Here is a 19,969-nt window from a genome sequence, read left to right as displayed (position 1 = left end):
TGGTGGCGCAGAGGGCAACCTGATGCTGCACATTGTGGTCGCCTGCGGCTATCCTCTCAATGCACATTCCTGCCGATGTCTTGCCCATTTCTACAGAGCGCTGGAGAAAGCGCGGAAAACGACGCACACTGTCAACGTCGGAAACCGTACCCGGAGTAACGAAAAATGAACCGTGAGGCTATCTGTCAGCAGCTCACTGCGCAGATTAAGAGATTGATAGATAATGAAAACCGCGCCAGCGAACTGCTGCCGGATATTCGCCTGCTTTATGGCACCCAGCCCGGGACGCGTACGCCGGTGATGTACCAGCCGGGCATCGTTTTTCTCTTTTCTGGCCATAAAATTGGCTATATCAACGAGCGCGTCTTCCGTTACGACGCCAATGAATATCTGTTGCTGACAGTACCTTTACCCTTTGAATGTGAAACCTTCGCGACAGAGGCGGTTCCGCTGGCGGGGATCCGCGTCAATGTCGATATCCTTCAGCTGCAGGAGTTGCTGATGGAGATTGGCGAAGACGAACTTTTCCAGCCGTCAATGGCGTCGAGCGGGATTAACTCTGCGACGTTATCGGAAGAGATCCTCTGCGCCATTGAGCGTCTGCTGGACGTGATGGAGAGGCCGCTGGATGCGCGCATTCTCGGCAAACAGATCATCCGCGAAATTCTTTACCACGTACTGCTGGGACCCGGCGGTGGGGCGTTGCTCGCCCTGGTCAGCCGACAGACCCACTTCAGCCTGATAAGCCGCGTGCTCAAGCGTATTGAGAGCCAGTACACCGAAAACCTGAGCGTTGACCAGCTCGCCGCGGAGGCGAACATGAGCGTCTCGGCGTTTCACCACAACTTTAAGTCGGTGACCAGCACCTCGCCGTTGCAGTACCTCAAAACCTACCGGCTGCATAAGGCGCGGATGCTGATGATCCACGATGGCATGAAGGCCAGCGCGGCGGCAATGCGGGTAGGCTATGAGAGCGCGTCACAGTTCAGTCGGGAATTTAAACGCTACTTCGGCGTCACGCCGGGAGAAGATGCGTCACGTATCAGAACGATGCAGGGAGCCTGACGCGACATGTAGGCCGGGTAAGCAATAGCGCCACCCGGCTTTGTTGAATTATGCGCTGCAGTACTTCTTCTTGATCACCACCGCGATGGTCCCTACCAGTCCCGCCACCAGCAGGAACATCGGCAGCACCATCAGGAAGGTCATTACCTGGTCTTCATGGTGTTTCACAAACGGGATCATATTCAGCGCGTAACCGAGCGTAGTGACCACGCCGACCCACAAAAGCGCGCTCAGCCAGTTGAAGAACTGGAAGCGGCGGTTCGACAGACCGGAAATGCCCGCCATGGTAGGCAGAAGGGTGCGAACAAACGCCAGGAAACGCCCGGCTAGCAACGCCAGCAGGCCGTGCCGATCGAACATGCAGGTCGCACGCTGATGATATTTATGCGGTAACTGCGCCAGCCAGCTTTTAACGACGCGTGTATTCCCCAGCCAGCGGCCTTGCAGATAGCTCAGCCAGCAGCCCAGACTCGCGGCGGAAGTGAGGATGACCATGGTTGGCGTGAAGTCCATGACGCCTTTGCCGATTAACGCCCCGGCAAGTAAAAGCAGGCTGTCACCGGGTAAAAATGAGGCTGGCAGTAGTCCATTTTCCAGGAACAGCGTTGCGAACATCACGAAATAGACGATACCGACGACGTGAGGATCCGCCAGCGCGGCAAAGTCGTGTTGCCAGAGCGCCGCGATAATATCTTGAATAACAGCCATGGACTTTCCTGTGGAACAGCAGATATAACGCTATTGTACTCCCTTATTCGCCCGTCGGGTTTGATCGCGGGCGCATCTCATGCAGACTTTTCTGGTTGCAGTGTCCACAAAAGCGTCCAGGGAGTACATTTTCAGCCAGCACTTTACACGATACGCTCGAACCCTGCTGCTAAATCGGCAATTAAATCGTCCACATTTTCTAAACCGATGTGCAGTCGGATCAGGGTACCGCTGAAGTCCACTTCGCCGCCGGGACGCAGCGCCGCAATCTGTTCCGGCTGGTTAGGCAGGATCAGGGACTCAAATCCGCCCCAGGAGTAGGCCATGCTGAAGAGGGTAAAGTTATCCAGATAGTTTGCCAGCTCGTCATGGGTCAGGCGTTTTTTCAGAACGAACGAGAACAAACCGCTGCTGCCCGTAAAGTCACGTTGCCAGAATTCATGTCCCTTACTGCCTGGTAGCGCCGGATGATTAACGCGCTCAACCTGCGGGTGCTGTGCCAGCCATTCGGCCACTTTCAGGCTGCTTTCATGGTGCTGGCGCAGACGAACCCCCAGCGTGCGAATACCACGGCTGGTCATATAGGCCGTGTCGGCATCCACCATCTGACCCATCAGGTAGGCATTTTCACGCAGCTGATCCCAGCAGCGGGCGTTAGAGACCGCCGTGCCAATCATGCCATCAGAGTGGCCAATCAGGTACTTGGTTGCCGCCTGAATCGAGATATCAATGTCGAATTCCAGCGCCTTAAACAGCACACCAGCCGCCCAGGTGTTGTCGATCATGATAATCGCTTCTGGCGCTTTACTGCGCACGGCTTTCACGATGGCCGGCACGTCGTGCACTTCCATGGTGAGCGATCCTGGTGATTCCAGGAACACAATGCGCGTGTTTGGCTGAATAAGCTCGGCAATGCCTTCACCAATTAGCGGATCGAACCAGCCGGTGGTGACGCCGAGCTTGCTGAGGATTTTGGTGCAGAAGTCCTGGCTGGGTTCATAGGCGGTGTTGGTCATCAGGATATGGTCGCCCTGTTCCACAAACGCCAGAATGGTATTGGCGACCGCCGCGGCGCCGCACGGGAACAGCGCGCAGCCGGCACCGCCTTCCAGCTCGCACATCGCTTCCTGCAGAGAAAAATGGGTTAGCGTGCCACGACGGCCATAAAACAGCCCGCCTTTCGCGCGGTTACGCGTGGCGTTTTTTTTCTCCTCCACGGTATCAAACACCAGCGAGGAGGCGCGTTGAATCACGCTGTTGACCGAGCCCTGGGTATATTTCTTGCTGCGTCCTGCCTGTACCAGCGTGGTATCAAGATGCTTCTTAGTCATGTTCGCTAACCCTGTTTTTATACGTCTGGACGTCCAGACTACCACGATTGTAAAAATCTGCACCCTGAGGCTTATCGAATAAGCAGAAAATATTAGCAAAAAACCGCATAAGAAATTTTTACTGCGTAAGCGCAAAGAAAGTGAGCAAAAATTGCGGCACTATGTAAATAGTAATGAGAACGACTATCAATTCGACGACGTTTTGATATTATTATGCTCAGATTTTGTGATTTGCGTCCTGGAGATACAGAGTGGGTAATAATTTGATGCAGACGGATCTCTCCGTTTGGGGCATGTATCAACATGCTGACATCGTGGTTAAGATTGTGATGATCGGCCTGATTCTGGCGTCCGTGATCACGTGGGCTATCTTCTTTAGCAAGAGCGCCGAACTCATTTCTCAGAAGCGTCGCCTCAAGCGGGAGCAGCTGCAGTTAGCCGAAGCCCGCTCGCTGGATCAGGCTTCTGACATGACCTCATCCTTCCACGCGAAAAGCCTGACCACCCTGTTAGTTAACGAAGCGCAAAACGAGCTGGAACTCTCCGCTGGCAGTGAAGATAACGAAGGCATCAAAGAGCGTACCGGCTTCCGTCTGGAGCGTCGCGTTGCGGCCGTTGGCCGACATATGGGACGTGGTAACGGGTATCTGGCGACCATCGGCGCAATTTCGCCGTTCATCGGTCTTTTCGGTACGGTCTGGGGCATCATGAACAGCTTCATCGGTATCGCCCAGACCCAAACCACCAACCTGGCGGTGGTGGCACCGGGTATCGCAGAAGCGCTGCTGGCGACGGCAATCGGTCTGGTAGCGGCCATCCCGGCGGTGGTTATCTACAACATCTTCGCGCGGATGATTGGCAGCTACAAAGCCACGCTTGGTGACGTTGCCGCGCAGGTTCTGCTGCTGCAAAGCCGCGATCTCGACCTTAATGCCAGCTCGGTTAAGCCGGTGCATGCGGCGTCCAAACTGCGCGTAGGTTAATGCGATGGCGATGCGTCTAAACGAAAACCTGGACGATAACGGCGAAATGCATGAAATCAACGTGACGCCGTTTATCGACGTTATGCTGGTTCTGCTGATTATCTTCATGGTGGCTGCGCCGCTGGCGACGGTTGACGTGAAGGTCAATCTGCCGGCCTCTTCCAGCCAGCCACAGCCGCGTCCGGAGAAGCCTGTTTATCTGTCCGTGAAGGCGGATAAATCGATGTTCCTCGGTAACGACCCGGTAACGACTGACTCTGTCATCCCGGCGCTGGAGCAGCTTACTGGCGGTAAGAAAGATACCACGGTCTTCTTCAGGGCGGATAAAACCGTTGATTATGAAACCATGATGAAGGTAATGGACACGCTGCATCAGGCGGGTTACCTGAAGATTGGACTGGTCGGCGAAGAAAAAGCGGCTAAAAAATAAGATAAAAGCTGGCGAAAGCCGGCTTTTTTGTTTTCTCTAAGGCCAAATCGTTATTATTTTCTGCTGTATCTCCTCACACATCATATTTATTTATCAATAAAGCCATCATTAATAATCTCTTGATTGTTAAGCAAATATCAATATTCGGCTGCGTCATTTAACGCTATCTTTTGTTGTGATGGCCTTTTCCGCGCTGCTGATCCATCTGGGGCACGGGGAAACCGAATATCACTTCTCTGTTTTTGTCCTCCTCTCCGCGCTGCTTACCTGGCGCGACTGGCGACCGCTGTTGATGGGGGCTGCGGTCATCGCCATACACCATCTGGTCTTTAACTATTTGCAGGAACACGACCTGTATGGCGTGGTGGTGTTTATGCACACCGGTTTTCATATGGTGGTTTTTCACGCCCTGTTTGTGGTAGTCCAGACGGCGATCCTGATCCTGCTGGCGGTGCGCATGGAGCAGGACGCCCGCTCGGCGAGCGAGGTGGCCGCACTCGCCGGGGTCATTAACCGCGAGCCGGGTTATCTGACGCTCGCCGTCGATGCCGCGCCCACCGGGTCGCCCTTCGCCCGTACCTTTAGCCTGACGCTGGGCACCATGCGCGCCACGCTTGAGCAGGTCAGCGCCAATATTGGCCAGTTGCTGGAAGCTTCCCGCACATTAGGCCAGCGTAACAGTGCGCTGTCAGAGCGTACCGATCACCAGGCAAACTCGCTGGCAACGGCGGCCAGCGCGATGGAACAGCTACGGGCTGTCGCCACCCTGACCAGTGAAAAAGCCAGCCAGGTCAGAGAGGTGGCATTCAGCACCAGCCACGTGGCGGAGCAGGGGGGAAATAACGTACGGCAGGCGATGGCGGCAATGGAGCAGATTCGCGAGGAGTCGCAGCGTATTTACGCCATTCTGGAACTGATCGACGGCATTGCCTTCCAGACCAATATTTTGTCGCTTAACGCCTCGGTCGAGGCTGCCAGAGCGGGCGAGCATGGCAAAGGTTTCGCGGTGGTCGCCTCCGAAGTGCGCGTCCTGGCGCAACGTAGCGAAGAGGCCGCAAAAGAGATCCGCCAGCTGCTGACGGCGGCGCAGGCGACCACTCAGCACGGGGTCGAGCAGGTTGAGCACGCGGGGCTAACGATGAAGTCGATCATTGAGAGTATCGAAGGGCTTCGCTCTTTGCTGGAAGAGCTCTCACAGATGAGTGAGCAGCAGCGGGCGAGCATCGCACAAATGAACGACAGCATTGCCAGCATTGATGCCAGCGTACAGGAGAATGTGCGCCACGTTGCGCAGACCCTGCAGGTGGCTGAAGCACAGAGGCAGCAGACAAGTCAGTTAAAAGAGGCGATTGCCGTATTCAGATTTAATTAGCGTGGAGGTTCGGTGGGGGCGCTGCTGCCAGACGCCAGCGCGTCCTCATCAAGCGCAACGCAGGTCACGTTTGAGGTGCGGTACTCGCCGTCTGCCAGTTTGCGCGTCAGGCGCAGGGTGGCGATTTCTCTGGCAAGCAAATACTGATAGTTGGCTTCAAGGCGTCCAAGAAGCTTCTCTTTGAGCTCCGGTCGCTGTTCGATAATGGCATTCATCACCGCACCGTAAATCTCTTCCTTTACCTGTAACGGATAAATATCGCGCCGGTTCTGCCATTTCAGTCGAACCAGTGCTGCCGGGATCGAGACCAGGTCTTGCGTAATACGTGTCATCTCGTCATTTTTTGATTTTCTCAGCGCATCGAGATTTTGCTTTAAGATAAATTCATCACTTTTTTTATCATCTAAAGTCAAATAAACGTCATTGTTCTTAATTTCTTTCACGTTAATCTTCCCCCAGGGTATAAAAAATAGGGTTGTTTTTTTCGCGTGTAATTAGATTAAGCCAAATTTCATTGCCCGCTTCATTAATTGCTTTGGTTTTCTCGGCCATTATCTGGCTTAATTTTTGGGCATCTATTTCACCTTCGGCCTGCAGGTCATTCAGTAGATGGACGAAGGCTTCAATTTTCATGGCACGAAATAAGCGGTCTTTTATATGGCGATCGTGCTCTTCCAGCAACATATTACGGGATTTGCCGCTGTCGGAAACACCAATTAATATATCAGGCTCGAAATCAGAGAGCTTTCTTTTCCCCTGAGTGAAACTGGCCTCTTTTTCTGCTTCCATCGGTTGCTGTTCCACAGGCGTAATGTGGTACTTAGCCGGGACGAGATAGTCGGGCAGCATTTTTAATTTCCTTTAATTTCAACAGGGTGGGGTTGGTAAAGGCGTGAGATTCGTTGACAATATCATGAGGCAAATTTAAAATCAAAAAAAATGGAGCCAACCCATGAACAGCATCTTTTTTACGGTCATCACATTACTATTACTGACCGCTGGTGTTCTTTTATTGATGCAGGAGTTCAATAAAACGAAAGTGTCGAACGACACCAGTGAACCCCCGCAACCGGAACGCATGACAAAAGAGGAAGGTGAAGACCATTTCTCTGTTTTGATGAACTCTGTTACGCCTGTCTGGTACTGGCGGGTCAACCATGAATATATCGATTTTTTACACGCAACAATTAAGCGTATGAAAATGTCGGAAATTAATGACACGCCCGGACTGTTTGAGGCTCAGCGTCGCTGTAGCGACCTCAATTCAGCCGTGTATAAATATTACGACAATATCAAAAAGCGCTGCCTTAACGGTGAGAAGGTCTCTTATTCCGACCTGGACGTATTAAATTTGCGCCAGTGTTTTCGTGAGTTCAGTCTGGAAGCCTACCCGGAGCTGGTGGCACTGGTCTGGCCGGAATATGCCCGTCCTGAGGTTAACCCCGACAACGTCTGAGTGACGTTCTGGTTAGCTATTGCAAACAGTCAGCGCCGTTGAGCTATACTGGGCGCTGGTTTCTTTTGCAAACAGGACTTTATGGAACGCTTTTTTGAAAACGCCATGTACGCCTCTCGCTGGATACTGGCCCCCGTCTATTTTGGCCTTTCGCTGGCCCTTATCGCGCTGACGATTAAGTTCTTTCAGGAAATCCTGCATGTTCTGCCGAACATTTTTTCCATCGCCGAAGCAGATTTAATTCTGGTTCTGCTGTCGCTGGTGGACATGACGCTGGTGGGTGGACTGCTGGTGATGGTGATGTTCTCCGGCTATGAAAATTTCGTCTCTCAGCTGGATATCGATGAGCGAAAAGAAAAACTGAACTGGCTGGGCAAAATGGATGCCTCGTCGTTGAAGAATAAAGTGGCCGCCTCGATTGTGGCGATCTCCTCTATCCACCTGTTACGCGTGTTTATGGACGCAAAGAACGTCCCGGATAACAAACTGATGTGGTATGTGATTATCCATCTGACGTTTGTACTGTCGGCGTTTGTGATGGGGTATCTGGATAAGATCAGTAAGAAGTAATGACCCCTCACCCTAACCCTCTCCCACAGGGAGAGGGGATAGTTAGCTCCCTCTCCCTGTGGGAGAGGGCCGGGGTGAGGGCATCAGACCGCACTATTTCTCCGACGACGCCTGCCAAAGATTCAACTCCCCATCTGCAACATGCCGATCAATTCTTTCCAGCTCATCCGGGCTAAAGTGCAGATTATCCAGCGCCCGCACGTTCTCCTCTATCTGCTCCGGACGGCTTGCGCCAATGAGTACGGACGTCACGCGTTCATCTTTCAGCAGCCAGCTCAGCGCCATCTGCGCCATTGTCTGACCGCGCGCCTGCGCCATCTCATTCAGCAAGCGCAGGCTGTTCAGATTGGCTTCGGTCAGCATCTTCTGCGTCAGTCCGCGTACTTTGTTTCCTTCGCGCTGCATGCGTGAACCGTCAGGAATACCGTTCAGGTATTTTCCGGTGAGTAGCCCCTGTGCCAGCGGGGTAAATGCGATACAGCCCGTCCCGTTTTTCTCAAGCGTATCCAGCAGGCCAGTATGATCGACCCAGCGGTTGAGCAGGTTATAGGAGGGCTGATGAATAAGCAGCGGGATTTTCCACTCGCGAAGCAGGTCAGCCATTTTCCGGGTGCGCTCGGTTGAATAGGACGAAATCCCGACGTACAGCGCTTTACCGCTCTGCACGGCATGGGCCAGCGCAGCGGCAGTCTCTTCCATCGGCGTGTTTTCATCCACCCGGTGGGAGTAGAAAAAGTCCACATACTCCACGCCCATCCGCTTCAGGCTTTGGTCGAGACTGGCGAGCAGATACTTGCGCGAACCGCCCGAACCGTAAGGGCCCGGCCACATGTCGTAACCCGCCTTGGTGGAGATAATCAGCTCGTCGCGATACGCGGCGAAATCCTCACGCAGCAGACGGCCAAAATTTTCTTCCGCACTGCCCGCCGGTGGGCCGTAGTTGTTGGCGAGATCGAAATGGGTAATGCCGAGGTCGAAGGCTTTGCGCAGCAGCGCGCGCTGGGCATCAAGAGGCTGTACGTGGCCGAAGCTATGCCACAGCCCCAGCGACAGCGCTGGAAGGCGCAGGCCGCTCTTGCCGCAGTGGCGGTAGAGCATCGTTTCATAGCGGGCAGCGTCAGGGTACCAGGTCATGATGTCTCCTTTTCTTATCGATAATTTTTTTGAAACGTCGTTTTCATTCTGAACTTATCACATCGCTCCTCGCGAAGATAAGGGTTAACGGTGGCTGTGTGACCAGTGAAGCCACGCTAATTAAAAATGATCACAAAACGTTATAATTTCCCTCTTTCCTGCCGATAACGAGAGAAGCACTCGCCTCTGGGCGAATTCACCCTCACGGCAAGGAAGACTTATGAATATGCTCCGTAATTTCACAATACGTTTCGTCATGCTGACGATCCTCGGGATCTTTTGTGTAATGTGGGCGGGGGTTGGGCTGTACAGCACCTGGTCCCTTTCCCGCGTTTCCGATGGCAATGACGTGGACCGCCAGTTGGTTAAACAGATGACGGTACTCAGCCAGGGTAACGATCAGTATTTCCGCTTCGTGACCCGTCTGAGCCGCGCAATGGAAGTCAAAGCCGCAGGCGGCACGCCGGATCTGGCCTCTGCCCAACAGGCGCTGGATAACATGGGCAAGAAACTGGCCGAGATGAAAGCCATATCCCCAGGCCCGATGGATGAGCAGGTCTCATCCCGGGTGATTGGCGCCTGGCAGGCGCTGCTCGAACAGGGGGTGACCCCGCAAATGCAGCAGGCGAAACAGGGCGCGCTGGACGGCTATCGTCAGCAGGCGAATAATGTCACCCCACCGCTGAGCCGCGCGTTCGGTGCGGCGGCTGAGGCATTCAACACTGCCGCCGCAACGTCGCTCGACAGCACCCGTGTGGTGGTGGACGGCCTGACCAGCATGACCCGGACGGTGATTATCGTCGCCACGATTATCGGCCTGCTGATCCTCCTCTTCACCGACCGTTATCTGGTGGCAATGCTGGTCAAACCGCTGGATCGCATTCGCCAGCAGTTCCGCCAGATTGCCCAGGGCGATCTCAGCCAGCCCATTGAGCCGTTTGGCCGCAACTGTGTGGGACAGCTGGTGCCGCTGCTGAGCGCCATGCAGGACAGCCTGCGCGAAGCGGTCAGCACCATCCGCTCCGGCAGTGAGAATATCTGGCGTGGGGCGACGGAGATTTCCAGCGGTAACAACGATCTCTCTTCGCGTACCGAAGAGCAGGCGGCGGCGCTGGAAGAGACGGCGGCCAGCATGGAGCAACTGACCGCCACGGTGAAACTGAACGCCGAAAGCGCGCGTCAGGCGAGCCAGCTGGCCGATGTGGCCTCGACCACCGCCAGCCGCGGCGGCTCGCTGGTGGAAGAGGTGGTCACCACCATGAGCGGGATCTCGGAAAGCTCGAAGAAAATTGCGGAAATCACCAACGTCATTAACAGCATCGCCTTCCAGACCAATATCCTGGCGCTTAACGCCGCGGTTGAAGCGGCGCGCGCGGGCGAGCAGGGGCGTGGTTTTGCCGTGGTAGCTGGCGAAGTCCGCAATCTGGCCAGCCGCAGCGCCAACGCGGCGAAAGAGATTGAGGGGCTGATTGCCGATTCGGTTTCCCGCGTGGAGCAGGGGGCGCAGCTGGTGAGCGACACGGGCACGACCATGGATGCGATTTTGCGTGACGTGACAGAGGTCACCACCATCATGAAGCAGATTGCGTCGGCTTCAGAGGAGCAAAGCAAAGGCATTTCTCAGGTCGGTATCGCCATCACCCAGATGGACGGCGTTACCCAGCAAAACGCCTCGCTGGTGGAAGAGGTTTCCGCGGCGGCGGCGGCGCTGGAGCGCCAGACCGAAGATCTTCAGCGTTCGGTGCAGAAGTTCCGCCTGACGGCTTAACGCGCAAAGGCCGCACAGGGCGGCCTTTCTTTTCACGCGGGAGTGTTTAACCCTGCTGATGCAATTCGGGAAATCGGGTATCCCGTTGCAGATGCCACTTCGGCGATACGCTTAAATGAGGGATTACCGTTTGGTGAAAGTGATTTGTAGAGTGATTCGCGGGAAATACCTGCACGTTTTGCAATGACAGTCATCCCGCCCGAGGCTTCAATCACATGACGTAAAGCCAGCATGAACGCCTCATAACCTCCGGGCTCGTCAATTTCTATAAAAGCCTGATGAAGATATACGGGCGCGAAATCCGGAGAATCTTTCAGGAGTTGTACCATTGCGTCATCATGGAGTACTGATTTAGCCATTCCGATTTCCTCTTATATCCTGCGCTTGTAGTCGTTGAGGTACTCAACGGCTCTTTCAATATCTGCATTTTGCTTTTTTTTCGTTCCAGTCAATAGCACCAGGCTTACTGCGCCATCTGCCGGATCGGAGACTTCGCTGAAATAGACTCGGTAACCCGGCCCCTGGTTAATTCTGAGCTCTGAAACGCTCTCTCTGCATGGTTTACAATCACCATAGTTACCCGTTGACATTCTGGCGACACGCGTAGCAATCATGGCTTTTGCTATGGGATCTTTCACACTTCTCAGATATGCATCAAATGGGTCGTATCCGTCAGCTGTGATGTAGTGTTTAACCTTAGCCATTATTGTAGCCTGTAGTTTACGATAAGCAAATGCATTGTAATCTTCAGGCTACGACAGGCAACGGTTTACAGGGTTGTGACAGTGGGGAAGATGTGATTTCTGAAAGCGGATCGCAAAAATACGAAACCGTTGTGCTCTGCCTTTCTCAGCCTCTTACTCAGGAATGCGGCAGCAGGCTAAGCGCCTGTTTAACCGCCGCCTGCAAACGTGATTCCGGCACTCCGTCCCGGGCCTGCACCGACAAACCATGTAAAAAGACGGCAAAATAGTCTCCCAGACTCTCGGCATCGGTCGACGCCGGCAATTCACCGTTACGCACTGCCAGATGGAGACGGTCGATGATCTGCTGTGTACGCTGCAGGCGATGCTGTGCCAGCCAGGTTTTGAGCGTCTCATTTTCCGCACTGACGCTGGCTGCAGAGGCCACCACCATACATCCTTGCGGCAATTCCGGATGGCAGTAAAGATGAACCGCATCCATTAACAGCGTCTGGAGGGTATCCCGCACGCTGCCCCCGGCGGCTAAGGCCCGATCCGCAAAACCGCCTTCCTGTTTTTCGTAATCGGCGATAGCTTCCCGAAAGAGCTGCTCTTTTGAACCGAACGCCTTGTAAATACGTGCCGATGCAATCCCCAGTTCTGCCACCAGGTCTGACATTGAGGTGCCTTCATAACCCTGTCGCCAGAACAGGTTACGCGCTTTGATAAGCGCCTGGTCACGATCGAACTGGCGCGGTCTGCCTGCCATTTTGTTGCTCCGGTTGGTCCTGAATTCTGTGCAACAGGATCGCCTAAATCATCTGGATTACCAACGAATTTATAATTTTCGCTTGCGGTTATCCGGCTTTACTCCTATTGTTTGCCAATCGACAAACAATAGGAGTATACGATGAAAACCCTCAAAGGTCCCTCTCTCCATCTGGCTCAGTTCAGCGATGATGCGGCCCCCTTTAATAATTTGCCCGCGATCGCCCGGTGGGCGGCGCAAACGGGTTTTAGCGCTCTGCAAATTCCGGCATGGGACCGCCGTCTCTTCGACGTGGCGACGGCGGCAGAAAGCCAGACCTACTGCGACGATCTGACCGGTATGCTGGCGGAGCATGGTCTGGTGGTAAGTGAACTGACCAGCCATATCTTCGGCCAACTGATGGCGGTACATCCCGCTTACGACAGCTTATGCGACAGCTTTGCGCCGGTGGAAGTACACGGCAACCCACAAGCCCGCGGCGAATGGGCAAGGCAGCAGCTACTCCTGGCGGTCAAGGCCTCCGCCCGACTTGGCCTCAGCGATCTGGGTACCTTCTCTGGCTCGCTGGCGTGGCCCTATCTGTTCCCGTTCCCGCAGCGTCCGGAAGGGTTAATTGAAACCGCCTTTGACGAGCTGGCCAGACGCTGGATGCCGGTGCTCAATGCCTGTGACGAGCAGGGCATAAACCTCTGCTATGAGATCCACCCGAGTGAAGATCTGCATGATGGGATAACGTTTGAAATGTTTTATCAGCGGGTGAAAGAACATCCTCGCTGCCGGATACTTTTCGACCCCAGCCACATGGTGCTCCAGCAGCTTAACTACCTGGAGTTCATTGATATCTATAAGGACCTGATCAACATGTTCCACGTCAAAGACGCTGAATTCAATCCGACCGGTCGTCAGGGGATTTATGGTGGCTATCAGTCATGGGTTGATCGTGCAGGACGTTTTCGCTCACTGGGTGACGGGCAGGTGGATTTCAGGGCTATTTTCTCAAAGCTGACCCAATACGATTATGCCGGCTGGGCAACCCTCGAGTGGGAATGCTGTCTGAAAAATCCCCAGGACGGTGCCAGAGAAGGGGCTGCGTTCATCCGCGACCATATTATTCACATCACCGATAAAGTCTTCGATGATTTCGCCGGTGCGCCGGTGAACCCTCAGCAAATCAACGCGTTACTCGGCATTCGCTAAGCCACGACATTACAGGGAGTCCCCATGGAACAACAATACGGTGAGATCGCGCATGCGGATCTCAGGGCAGAACACGTCTATACGAAAGTGAACGGACAGCGCATCCATTGCGTCGTGGCGGGAGAAGGTCAACCGGTATTACTGATACCGGGCTGGCCGCAGACCTGGTATACCTGGCGCTATGTCATGCGCGCGCTGGCAGCGGCAGGTTTTAAGGCTATCGCGGTTGATCCACCAGGCATGGGGGAATCAGACAAACCGCGCGACGGCTATGACACCGGACGTGTTGGTGCCACGCTGCATACGATGATGGCGCAACTGGGGCATTCACATTACAGCATCGTGGGCCATGATATCGGCATGTGGGTGGGTTATGCCATGGCGAGCGATTTTCCACAGGCGATAGAACGGCTTGTGCTGACAGAAGCGGTTATCCCTGGACTGGCACCGCCACCGCCAATTTTTGTCGCACCGGAAGAGAATATCTTTCTCTGGCACTTCATGTTCAATCAGCTGGCGGATTTACCCGAAACCCTGACCAGCGGGCGCGAATCACAGTATCTCAGCTATATTTTTGACCGCTGGTCGCATCGCCGTGAACGGGTCGCAGCAGAGGTGTATATCACCGCCTATTCGACGCCCGGCGGGCTGCGTGCGGGTTTCGACTATTATCGCGCTATCCCGGAGACCATCCGGCAGAACCAGCGTCGCGCGCAAACGCCTTTAACCATGCCGGTGTTAACGGTGGGGGCCGAACATGCCACGCGCGACGCACCACTGATAACCCTGCAGGGCAATGCCCGTGATCTGCGTGGTGAGACGGTGGCCGATTGCGGGCATTTTATTACCGAAGAGTGTCACGAGGCGTTTATTGGGCTGATCGTGCCATTCCTCTCAGAGGATGCACATCATGCCGCTTGATAAACATATAGCTGATTTTCTGGCTGCGTCATCGGGCGCGCCGCAGCCGGCGTCATTAGCCGAACTGCGTGCCGCCACCGACGTGGATTTGCTGCAGCTACAGGGCGAGGAGGAAACGGGTGGCGCCATTCAACATCACGTTGTGATTGCCGATGATGGCTACGAGATTGAACTTCGCGTCTATACCCCTGCCGCCTCGAAGGCAGAAATCGCGCAGCCTGCAATGCTGTTTGCTCATGGCGGCGGATGGTGCCTGGGGTCGTTGTCGCTGTACGATCGACCCTGTCAGGCATTGGCGAATGCTACTGGCCGGAAAATACTCTCCGTGGATTACCGTCTGGCGCCGGAGTTCCCCTTCCCGAGGCCGTTAGAAGATGTTTATCAGGCATTGTGCTGGTCCAGTGAACAGGCCGCGCTTCTGGGTATTGATGCCACTCGTCTGGCGGTGGGCGGCGACAGTGCAGGCGGAAACCTCGCTGCAGCGACAACGCTGCTGGCCCGGGATCGCGGTGGACCTCATATAGAGCATCAGTTGCTGCTCTACCCGGCGTTAAGTCGCGATATGTCGACCGAAAGCTATTGTGAATTTGCTGAAGGTTATTTTTTAACGCGTGATGCGATGGCGTTTTGCTGGGAAAACTATCTGGGAGACCGTCGTCATCCTTATGCCGAGCCGCTGCGTATGACCTCGCTGAGGGGGGTACCGCCAGCAACCATCCTGAGTTGTGAGTATGATCCCCTGCGCGATGAGGCTGAAGCGTATGCGCGGCGGCTTGAGGAGGCGGGGGTGCCAGTACGCTGTGAACGGCTGCCGGGCATGGTGCATGCCTGTATTCATATGTCAGGGCTAACGCCTGCCGCGCGTCGGTTGTTTGAACGGGCTCGTATATAGTTCAGGGTGGGGCTTCGTTTTCCAAACGTGGCGCTTGATTTGCTGACTATCGAGCCTTCCGGGTAAGAGTCCTCTGCAGGCGGAATGCTTTCCAGCCCAGAGCGGGTGGAAAGGTCACCCAGGCAATGATCAGGATAATGAGGGAACTCATGCTCCCGGAAAGAATGTGTGTCCGGCTACCCGCGATGAGGGTGACCAGCATAACCAGAACCAGCGCGACCGTGAGCCATACCGAAACCTGGAAGCGCCGTGAGAGCGCATCGATGAGATGCTGCAGGGTGCCTCCAGCTGCTGAGAGTCGGGCCTGTAAATTGTCTACTTCGCTTTGGCTGAAACCTGCCTCAAGCAAGTCTTTCTCACTGATAGCCATCACGTCCTCCCTAATCAGGCGAAAGTATACTGTATTAAAACAATAATGAGAGAAGACAAAAAACCCAGCGTAATAGCTGGGTTTCTTCATCATGCCGGTTCGAAAAGGGAGAATTACGGCGTTTATCAGTGCGTCGCTTCACCGATCAGCGCGCCGGAACCGGCGCCGACAGCTGCGCCTTTCAGCACGCTATTGCCCGTCACGGCAGCTGCGCCAGCACCCACAACAGCACCAACGGCACCGCCTTTACGTGCGGCTTTGCCTTTGTCGCCGTTTTTGAACATGGCACCGGTGCCTGCGCCCACCACGGCACCGCCAACGGTTGATTTCAGATCTTTACCCGTGGCCGCGCCAATTGCCGCGCCTGCTACCGCGCCAGCGGCGGTTTTATCGATAGCCATTCCCGAGGCGGAAAAAATGAGGGCGCTGATAACCAGCGTTGTTTTAATCAGTTTCATAACAGATCCTTTGTGACTGCTGTCGGTTGATACGTCATTTCTCACCGTCTGGCGGAAGAAACACGCCCGGATAGTGCCAGCAATACCTGCCCAACCCTTAGGCTAATCATGCCCTGAACAGGGATCTGTTCTGCCGGGCGGTAAACCGCCCGGCCACTCGTCATGCCTGACGCTTGTCTTCGGTATTCGTATCAAAGTCACTCGCCGCGTGACGTTCGTGGAGCTGCTCGTTCAGCTCGCCGCTGGTGCGGTTGACAATCCGTCCACGCTTCACGGCATGGCGGTTTGCCACGTCTTTCGCCCAGCGCTGGACGTTGGTGTACTTCTCTGCGTCCAGGAACTCGGCGGCGTTATAGACGCTACCCAGCGCCACGCAGCCGAACCATGGCCAGATCGCCATATCCGCAATGGTGTACTCCTCACCCGCGACGTAACGACCGCGAGCCAGCTGTTTATCCAGCACGTCGAACAGGCGTTTGGCTTCCATCGTGAAGCGGTCGATCGCGTACTCAATCTTCACTGGCGCATAGTTGTAGAAGTGGCCAAAACCACCGCCGAGGAACGGCGCCGCGCCCTGAAGCCAGAACAGCCAGTTCAGCGTCTCGGTGCGTCCCGCCGGATCTTTTGGCAGGAAATGACCAAATTTCTCTGCCAGATAGAGCAGGATATTGCCGGATTCAAATACGCGCGTTGGCGGATTCGTGGAGTGGTCGCGAAGCGCCGGTATTTTCGAGTTCGGGTTCACCTCAACGAAGCCGCTGGAGAACTGATCGCCCTCGCCGATGCGGATCAACCACGCGTCGTACTCCGCGCCCGTCACGCCCAGCGCCAGCAGCTCTTCGAGCATGATGGTGACTTTCTGGCCGTTAGGTGTCCCCAGCGAGTAGAGCTGCAGCGGGTGAGAGCCGACAGGTAGATCTTTCTCATGCGTTGCGCCGGAAATGGGACGGTTGATATTGGCGAATGCGCCGCCGTTGTTCTTTTTCCATTCCCACACTTTGGGTGGCTGATAGGTGTTGTCTGACATGTTGGCCTGCCTTTTTTGTGATTTGTTGAGGCAGTGTAGCAGGAGATTTGTGAAGCGTTTAACGAACTGAGCGTAATCGATCTGCCGCTATTCCTTCCGGCGCTTATATATATCAAATCCGGCATAAGCTTAATCGAAAATCGCATTTTCATAATTAATGCGTAAACAGATAAAGCTGCATATGATGCTTCAACATAAATAAAAGATGCAGTCATAAACACTTTATAAGGCAAGGAGTTAGTGAGATGCGTAAGCTTCTGTTATCGGCCATGGTCGTTTCGCTCGCGTTAGGCCTGGCGGGCTGTGATGATGCGAAAAATAAAGAGACAAATACGTCCCCCGCGGCAAAAAACGACGCGCCAAAAGAGGGCGGTTCGCTTATTATCGGCATAACCTCCGGCGACCCGCTAGCCGTTAATCCGCTCTATGCCAGTGACCGCACAACATTAACCATCATGCAGGCGCTGTATGCTCCGCTGTACAGCTTTAATAACGGCAAAATTGAGTGGGGCCTGGCGGAAAGCCTGACGCCTTCTGCCGATAACCTGAGCTACACCCTCACGTTAAAACCCAACCTGAAATGGCAGGACGGGCAGCCGCTGACGGCGGACGACGTGGTCTTTACGTTCAATAAGCTGCTGGATGCCAAACAGCACAGCTTCTTCCGCAGCATGTTCACTTACGGCGATAAGCCGGTGCAGGTAAGCAAGGTTGACGACCGCACCGTTAAATTCACCTTACCGCAGGTCAGCGCGGCTTTTACCGGCACCCTGGTGCAGATCTACCCGATCCCGCAGCACGTGTTCGCCGGTGAAGGCGATCTGGAAAAGAGCAGCAAAAACGATGCGCCGGTGGGTTCTGGCCCGTTCAAATTCAAAGAGTACCGCGCCGGACAGTATTACGCCCTGACCCGTTTTGACGATTACTGGAACGGCAAAGCGAAGCTTGATTCCGTGACTTACCGTTTCGCCAAAGACAGCAATGCCGCGAATCTTGCCCTGCAAAACGGTGAAATCAACCTCAAGATGGTGGACCCGCAGGATGTGAACCGCCTGAAAAATACCGGTAAGTTTGACTTCGTGGTCTATCCGGAAGGGCGTCTGGCCTACATGACCTTCAACCAGAACGTGCCGGTGATGAAGAGCAAGGCGCTGCGTCAGGCCATTGCTTACGCCATCAACAAAGATGAGCTGACCCAGACCGCGTTTACCTCGCTGGACTACGCCAAACCGGCGACCTCGTTCCTGACGCCAGATACGCTTTACAAGACGGACGATGTTGAACAGTACAAATTCGATCTGCAAAAAGCCAAAGACCTGCTGAAGACATCCGGCGCGCCGGACAACCTCAGGCTGCGCCTGGCGTATGTGAACACCAACAAAACCCAGGAGAGCATGGCGCTCTACATTCAGCAGGCGCTGAAGGGCATTGGGGTGAACGTGGAGCTGATGCCGCTGGACTCTAACGCCATGTCTCAGCGCAGTCTCGACATGAACAACACCGCCTGGGAGCTGAACCTGGGCGGCTACATCATGGGTTCAGAGCCGGACGGTTACAAATCACTGTTCATGAGCAACGAGGCCTATAACTACGCGCATTATAAAAACCCGCAGTTCGATGCCCTGTGGGATAAAGGTGCCGTGGAAACCGACGCCGCGAAACGGGCTGATATCTACAAGCAAATTCAGCAGACCGTGGCAAACGACATGACCTACTACCCGATTGCCTATACCAATGCGACCGTCGCGGTGGACAAGCGTTTCGGCGGCACCCAGGAAGCAGAGCCGAAGCCGGTCTACCTGTTCCAGGATCTGTCAAAAATCTATCAGAAATAAGTCACTGCCCCGGCCGTCAGGCCGGGGTCTGAGTAAGGGCATGTCGTGAACACACTTCTCACGCGTCGGCTGCTGCAACTGTTCCCGATGCTGTTCTTTATTTCACTGGTGGCATTTTTGCTGGTCAAACTCGCCCCCGGCGATCCGGTGGCGGCGTACATCACGCCGCGTATGGCTCCGGAAGATATCGAACGTATTCGCCAGAGCCTGGGGCTGGATAAGCCGCTGGTTACGCAGTACGTCCTGTGGCTGAAAAACGTCCTGCAGGGCGATCTCGGCTATTCGCTGATCTACCACCGCCCGGTGCTGGAGATGATCGGCGAACGCATTCCGGCCACGCTGGGGCTGATGGGGGCGTCGCTGCTGCTGGCGATCGTACTGGCTATTCCGCTCGGCCTGCTGGCGGGAGCATTTAAGCACCGCTGGCTGGATCACGTGCTGAACCTGTTCGCCTATATCGGCATCTCGGTGCCGATTTTCTGGTTCGGCATTTTGCTTATCACTGTCTTTGCCGTGCAGCTTAACTGGTTCCCCAGCATGGGGATGCGCACCATCGGCATGGACGATAACGCGCTGGATGTATTGCGCCACGGCGTGCTGCCGTGCATTGCGCTGACGTTCTACAACCTCTCCAGCTACGTGCGCTACATCCGCTCCAACACCATCTCGCAACTCTCCGCCGACTACGTACAGACCCAGCTGGCCTACGGCGCGACGCGCGCCAGTATTCTGTTCCGCCATGTGCTGAAAAACGTGCTGCTGCCGGTGATCACCCTGTTTGGCCTGTCGTTCGGGGAGCTGATTGTAGGGGCCTATGTGACGGAGAGCGTCTTTTCCTGGCCGGGGATGGGGCTGCTCGGGATCCAGTCGATCGCCTCGCTGGACTACCCGCTGATCATGGCGATCATCATGCTTTCGTCGATGATGCTGATCGTCGGTAACCTGATCGCCGATCTGCTTTATCGCTTCGCCGATCCCCGCATTCGTACGCTGAGGTAAC

The 19,969-nt window shown here is 54.9% G+C and carries 23 protein-coding genes; 12 read left to right on the top strand and 11 right to left on the bottom strand.

Translation table 11 applies throughout. The features are described 5' to 3' along the window. Nucleotides 1-165: 165 nt before the first annotated feature. Nucleotides 166-1,065: an AraC family transcriptional regulator gene (locus SP99_RS18815; RefSeq protein ID WP_047959469.1), complete on the top strand. Its 900-nt coding sequence runs from the start codon at nt 166-168 to the stop codon at nt 1,063-1,065. Between the two features lie 48 nt (nt 1,066-1,113). On the opposite strand, the gene yghB is transcribed toward SP99_RS18815, so the two are convergent. Beyond that, on the bottom strand, nt 1,114-1,773 hold the full coding sequence (gene yghB / locus SP99_RS18810) for a DedA family general envelope maintenance protein YghB (RefSeq protein WP_025758479.1): 660 nt from the start codon (nt 1,771-1,773) through the stop codon (nt 1,114-1,116). A gap of 143 nt (nt 1,774-1,916) precedes the next feature. Further along, nucleotides 1,917-3,104 (bottom strand): cystathionine beta-lyase, encoded by a 1,188-nt coding sequence (gene metC, locus SP99_RS18805; RefSeq protein ID WP_025758478.1) that lies wholly within the window; start codon nt 3,102-3,104, stop codon nt 1,917-1,919. Between the two features lie 251 nt (nt 3,105-3,355). On the opposite strand from metC, the gene exbB reads away from it, so the two are divergent. The 3 genes from exbB to SP99_RS18790 all read left to right on the top strand — a co-directional run bounded on the left by exbB (nt 3,356) and on the right by SP99_RS18790 (nt 5,889). Next, nucleotides 3,356-4,087 (top strand): tol-pal system-associated acyl-CoA thioesterase, encoded by a 732-nt coding sequence (exbB, locus tag SP99_RS18800; protein WP_025758477.1) that lies wholly within the window; start codon nt 3,356-3,358, stop codon nt 4,085-4,087. A gap of 4 nt (nt 4,088-4,091) precedes the next feature. Then, nucleotides 4,092-4,517 carry a TonB system transport protein ExbD gene (gene exbD / locus SP99_RS18795; RefSeq protein WP_025758475.1) on the top strand — a complete coding sequence of 142 codons (426 nt, stop codon included), beginning with the start codon at nt 4,092-4,094 and terminating at the stop codon, nt 4,515-4,517. A gap of 178 nt (nt 4,518-4,695) precedes the next feature. Beyond that, complete coding sequence (locus tag SP99_RS18790; RefSeq protein WP_231584292.1) at nt 4,696-5,889, top strand: methyl-accepting chemotaxis protein; 1,194 nt, start codon at nt 4,696-4,698, stop codon at nt 5,887-5,889. Here the strand turns inward: SP99_RS18790 and SP99_RS18785 are convergent. Both SP99_RS18785 and SP99_RS18780 read right to left on the bottom strand, forming a co-directional pair. Further along, on the bottom strand, nt 5,886-6,332 hold the full coding sequence (locus SP99_RS18785; protein ID WP_045285891.1) for a hypothetical protein: 447 nt from the start codon (nt 6,330-6,332) through the stop codon (nt 5,886-5,888). The genes SP99_RS18790 and SP99_RS18785 overlap by 4 nt on opposite strands. A gap of 1 nt (nt 6,333) precedes the next feature. Beyond that, nucleotides 6,334-6,738, bottom strand: a complete 405-nt coding sequence (locus SP99_RS18780; RefSeq protein ID WP_025758471.1) for a hypothetical protein — start codon at nt 6,736-6,738, stop codon at nt 6,334-6,336. Between the two features lie 103 nt (nt 6,739-6,841). Between SP99_RS18780 and SP99_RS18775 the strand changes: the two genes are divergently transcribed. Both SP99_RS18775 and SP99_RS18770 read left to right on the top strand, forming a co-directional pair. Continuing rightward, a complete protein-coding gene (locus SP99_RS18775) occupies nt 6,842-7,345 on the top strand; it encodes an ESA_00282 family adhesion-associated protein (protein WP_025758470.1) in 504 nt (167 codons plus the stop codon). An 81-nt stretch (nt 7,346-7,426) separates the two neighbouring features. Then, the gene (locus tag SP99_RS18770) at nt 7,427-7,915 is read left to right on the top strand and encodes a TIGR00645 family protein (protein ID WP_014171606.1); all 489 of its coding nucleotides are present in this window, start codon (nt 7,427-7,429) and stop codon (nt 7,913-7,915) included. A gap of 93 nt (nt 7,916-8,008) precedes the next feature. Here SP99_RS18770 and SP99_RS18765 read toward each other — a convergent pair whose 3' ends face one another. Further along, nucleotides 8,009-9,049: an aldo/keto reductase gene (locus tag SP99_RS18765; RefSeq protein WP_047959468.1), complete on the bottom strand. Its 1,041-nt coding sequence runs from the start codon at nt 9,047-9,049 to the stop codon at nt 8,009-8,011. A 220-nt stretch (nt 9,050-9,269) separates the two neighbouring features. Here SP99_RS18765 and SP99_RS18760 point away from each other — a divergent pair, with 220 nt between their 5' ends. Next, on the top strand, nt 9,270-10,817 hold the full coding sequence (locus SP99_RS18760; RefSeq protein ID WP_025759773.1) for a methyl-accepting chemotaxis protein: 1,548 nt from the start codon (nt 9,270-9,272) through the stop codon (nt 10,815-10,817). A 32-nt stretch (nt 10,818-10,849) separates the two neighbouring features. Here the strand turns inward: SP99_RS18760 and SP99_RS18755 are convergent, their stop codons facing one another. The 3 genes from SP99_RS18755 to SP99_RS18745 form a co-directional block, all read right to left on the bottom strand. Beyond that, nucleotides 10,850-11,176 carry a helix-turn-helix domain-containing transcriptional regulator gene (locus SP99_RS18755; RefSeq protein ID WP_032672665.1) on the bottom strand — a complete coding sequence of 109 codons (327 nt, stop codon included), beginning with the start codon at nt 11,174-11,176 and terminating at the stop codon, nt 10,850-10,852. A gap of 12 nt (nt 11,177-11,188) precedes the next feature. Beyond that, the gene (locus SP99_RS18750; protein ID WP_025759776.1) at nt 11,189-11,521 is read right to left on the bottom strand and encodes a type II toxin-antitoxin system RelE/ParE family toxin; all 333 of its coding nucleotides are present in this window, start codon (nt 11,519-11,521) and stop codon (nt 11,189-11,191) included. 157 nt (nt 11,522-11,678) lie between these two features. Further along, the gene (locus tag SP99_RS18745) at nt 11,679-12,269 is read right to left on the bottom strand and encodes a TetR/AcrR family transcriptional regulator (RefSeq protein ID WP_047959467.1); all 591 of its coding nucleotides are present in this window, start codon (nt 12,267-12,269) and stop codon (nt 11,679-11,681) included. A gap of 141 nt (nt 12,270-12,410) precedes the next feature. On the opposite strand from SP99_RS18745, the gene SP99_RS18740 reads away from it, so the two are divergent. The 3 genes from SP99_RS18740 to SP99_RS18730 are packed head-to-tail and all read left to right on the top strand — an operon-like array spanning nt 12,411 to nt 15,279. Continuing rightward, nucleotides 12,411-13,466, top strand: coding sequence for a sugar phosphate isomerase/epimerase family protein (locus tag SP99_RS18740; protein ID WP_047959466.1), 1,056 nt, complete (start codon nt 12,411-12,413; stop codon nt 13,464-13,466). Between the two features lie 24 nt (nt 13,467-13,490). Further along, entirely contained in the window at nt 13,491-14,387 is an 897-nt protein-coding gene (locus SP99_RS18735) for an alpha/beta fold hydrolase (RefSeq protein WP_025759780.1), read from the top strand. Next, entirely contained in the window at nt 14,377-15,279 is a 903-nt protein-coding gene (locus SP99_RS18730; RefSeq protein WP_047959465.1) for an alpha/beta hydrolase, read from the top strand. Before SP99_RS18735 ends, SP99_RS18730 begins: the two co-directional genes overlap by 11 nt. Before the next feature lie 46 nt (nt 15,280-15,325). Here SP99_RS18730 and SP99_RS18725 read toward each other — a convergent pair whose 3' ends face one another. The 3 genes from SP99_RS18725 to yghU all read right to left on the bottom strand — a co-directional run bounded on the left by SP99_RS18725 (nt 15,326) and on the right by yghU (nt 17,134). Beyond that, nucleotides 15,326-15,649, bottom strand: coding sequence for a hypothetical protein (locus SP99_RS18725; RefSeq protein WP_047959856.1), 324 nt, complete (start codon nt 15,647-15,649; stop codon nt 15,326-15,328). Between the two features lie 125 nt (nt 15,650-15,774). Further along, nucleotides 15,775-16,107: a glycine zipper domain-containing protein gene (locus tag SP99_RS18720; protein ID WP_045286656.1), complete on the bottom strand. Its 333-nt coding sequence runs from the start codon at nt 16,105-16,107 to the stop codon at nt 15,775-15,777. 160 nt (nt 16,108-16,267) lie between these two features. Next, the gene (gene yghU / locus SP99_RS18715; protein ID WP_047959464.1) at nt 16,268-17,134 is read right to left on the bottom strand and encodes a glutathione-dependent disulfide-bond oxidoreductase; all 867 of its coding nucleotides are present in this window, start codon (nt 17,132-17,134) and stop codon (nt 16,268-16,270) included. Nucleotides 17,135-17,379: 245 nt separating this feature from the next. On the opposite strand from yghU, the gene SP99_RS18710 reads away from it, so the two are divergent. Continuing rightward, complete coding sequence (locus tag SP99_RS18710; protein WP_047959463.1) at nt 17,380-18,969, top strand: ABC transporter substrate-binding protein; 1,590 nt, start codon at nt 17,380-17,382, stop codon at nt 18,967-18,969. A 45-nt stretch (nt 18,970-19,014) separates the two neighbouring features. Then, a complete protein-coding gene (locus SP99_RS18705) occupies nt 19,015-19,968 on the top strand; it encodes an ABC transporter permease (RefSeq protein WP_082137921.1) in 954 nt (317 codons plus the stop codon). Nucleotide 19,969 lies beyond the last annotated feature (1 nt).

This window comes from Enterobacter sp. BIDMC92, from assembly GCF_001030225.1.
Classification (GTDB): domain Bacteria; phylum Pseudomonadota; class Gammaproteobacteria; order Enterobacterales; family Enterobacteriaceae; genus Enterobacter; species Enterobacter sichuanensis.
The sequence above is the reverse complement of the archived record's forward strand: the minus strand, read 5'-3'. Positions and strand labels throughout refer to the sequence as shown.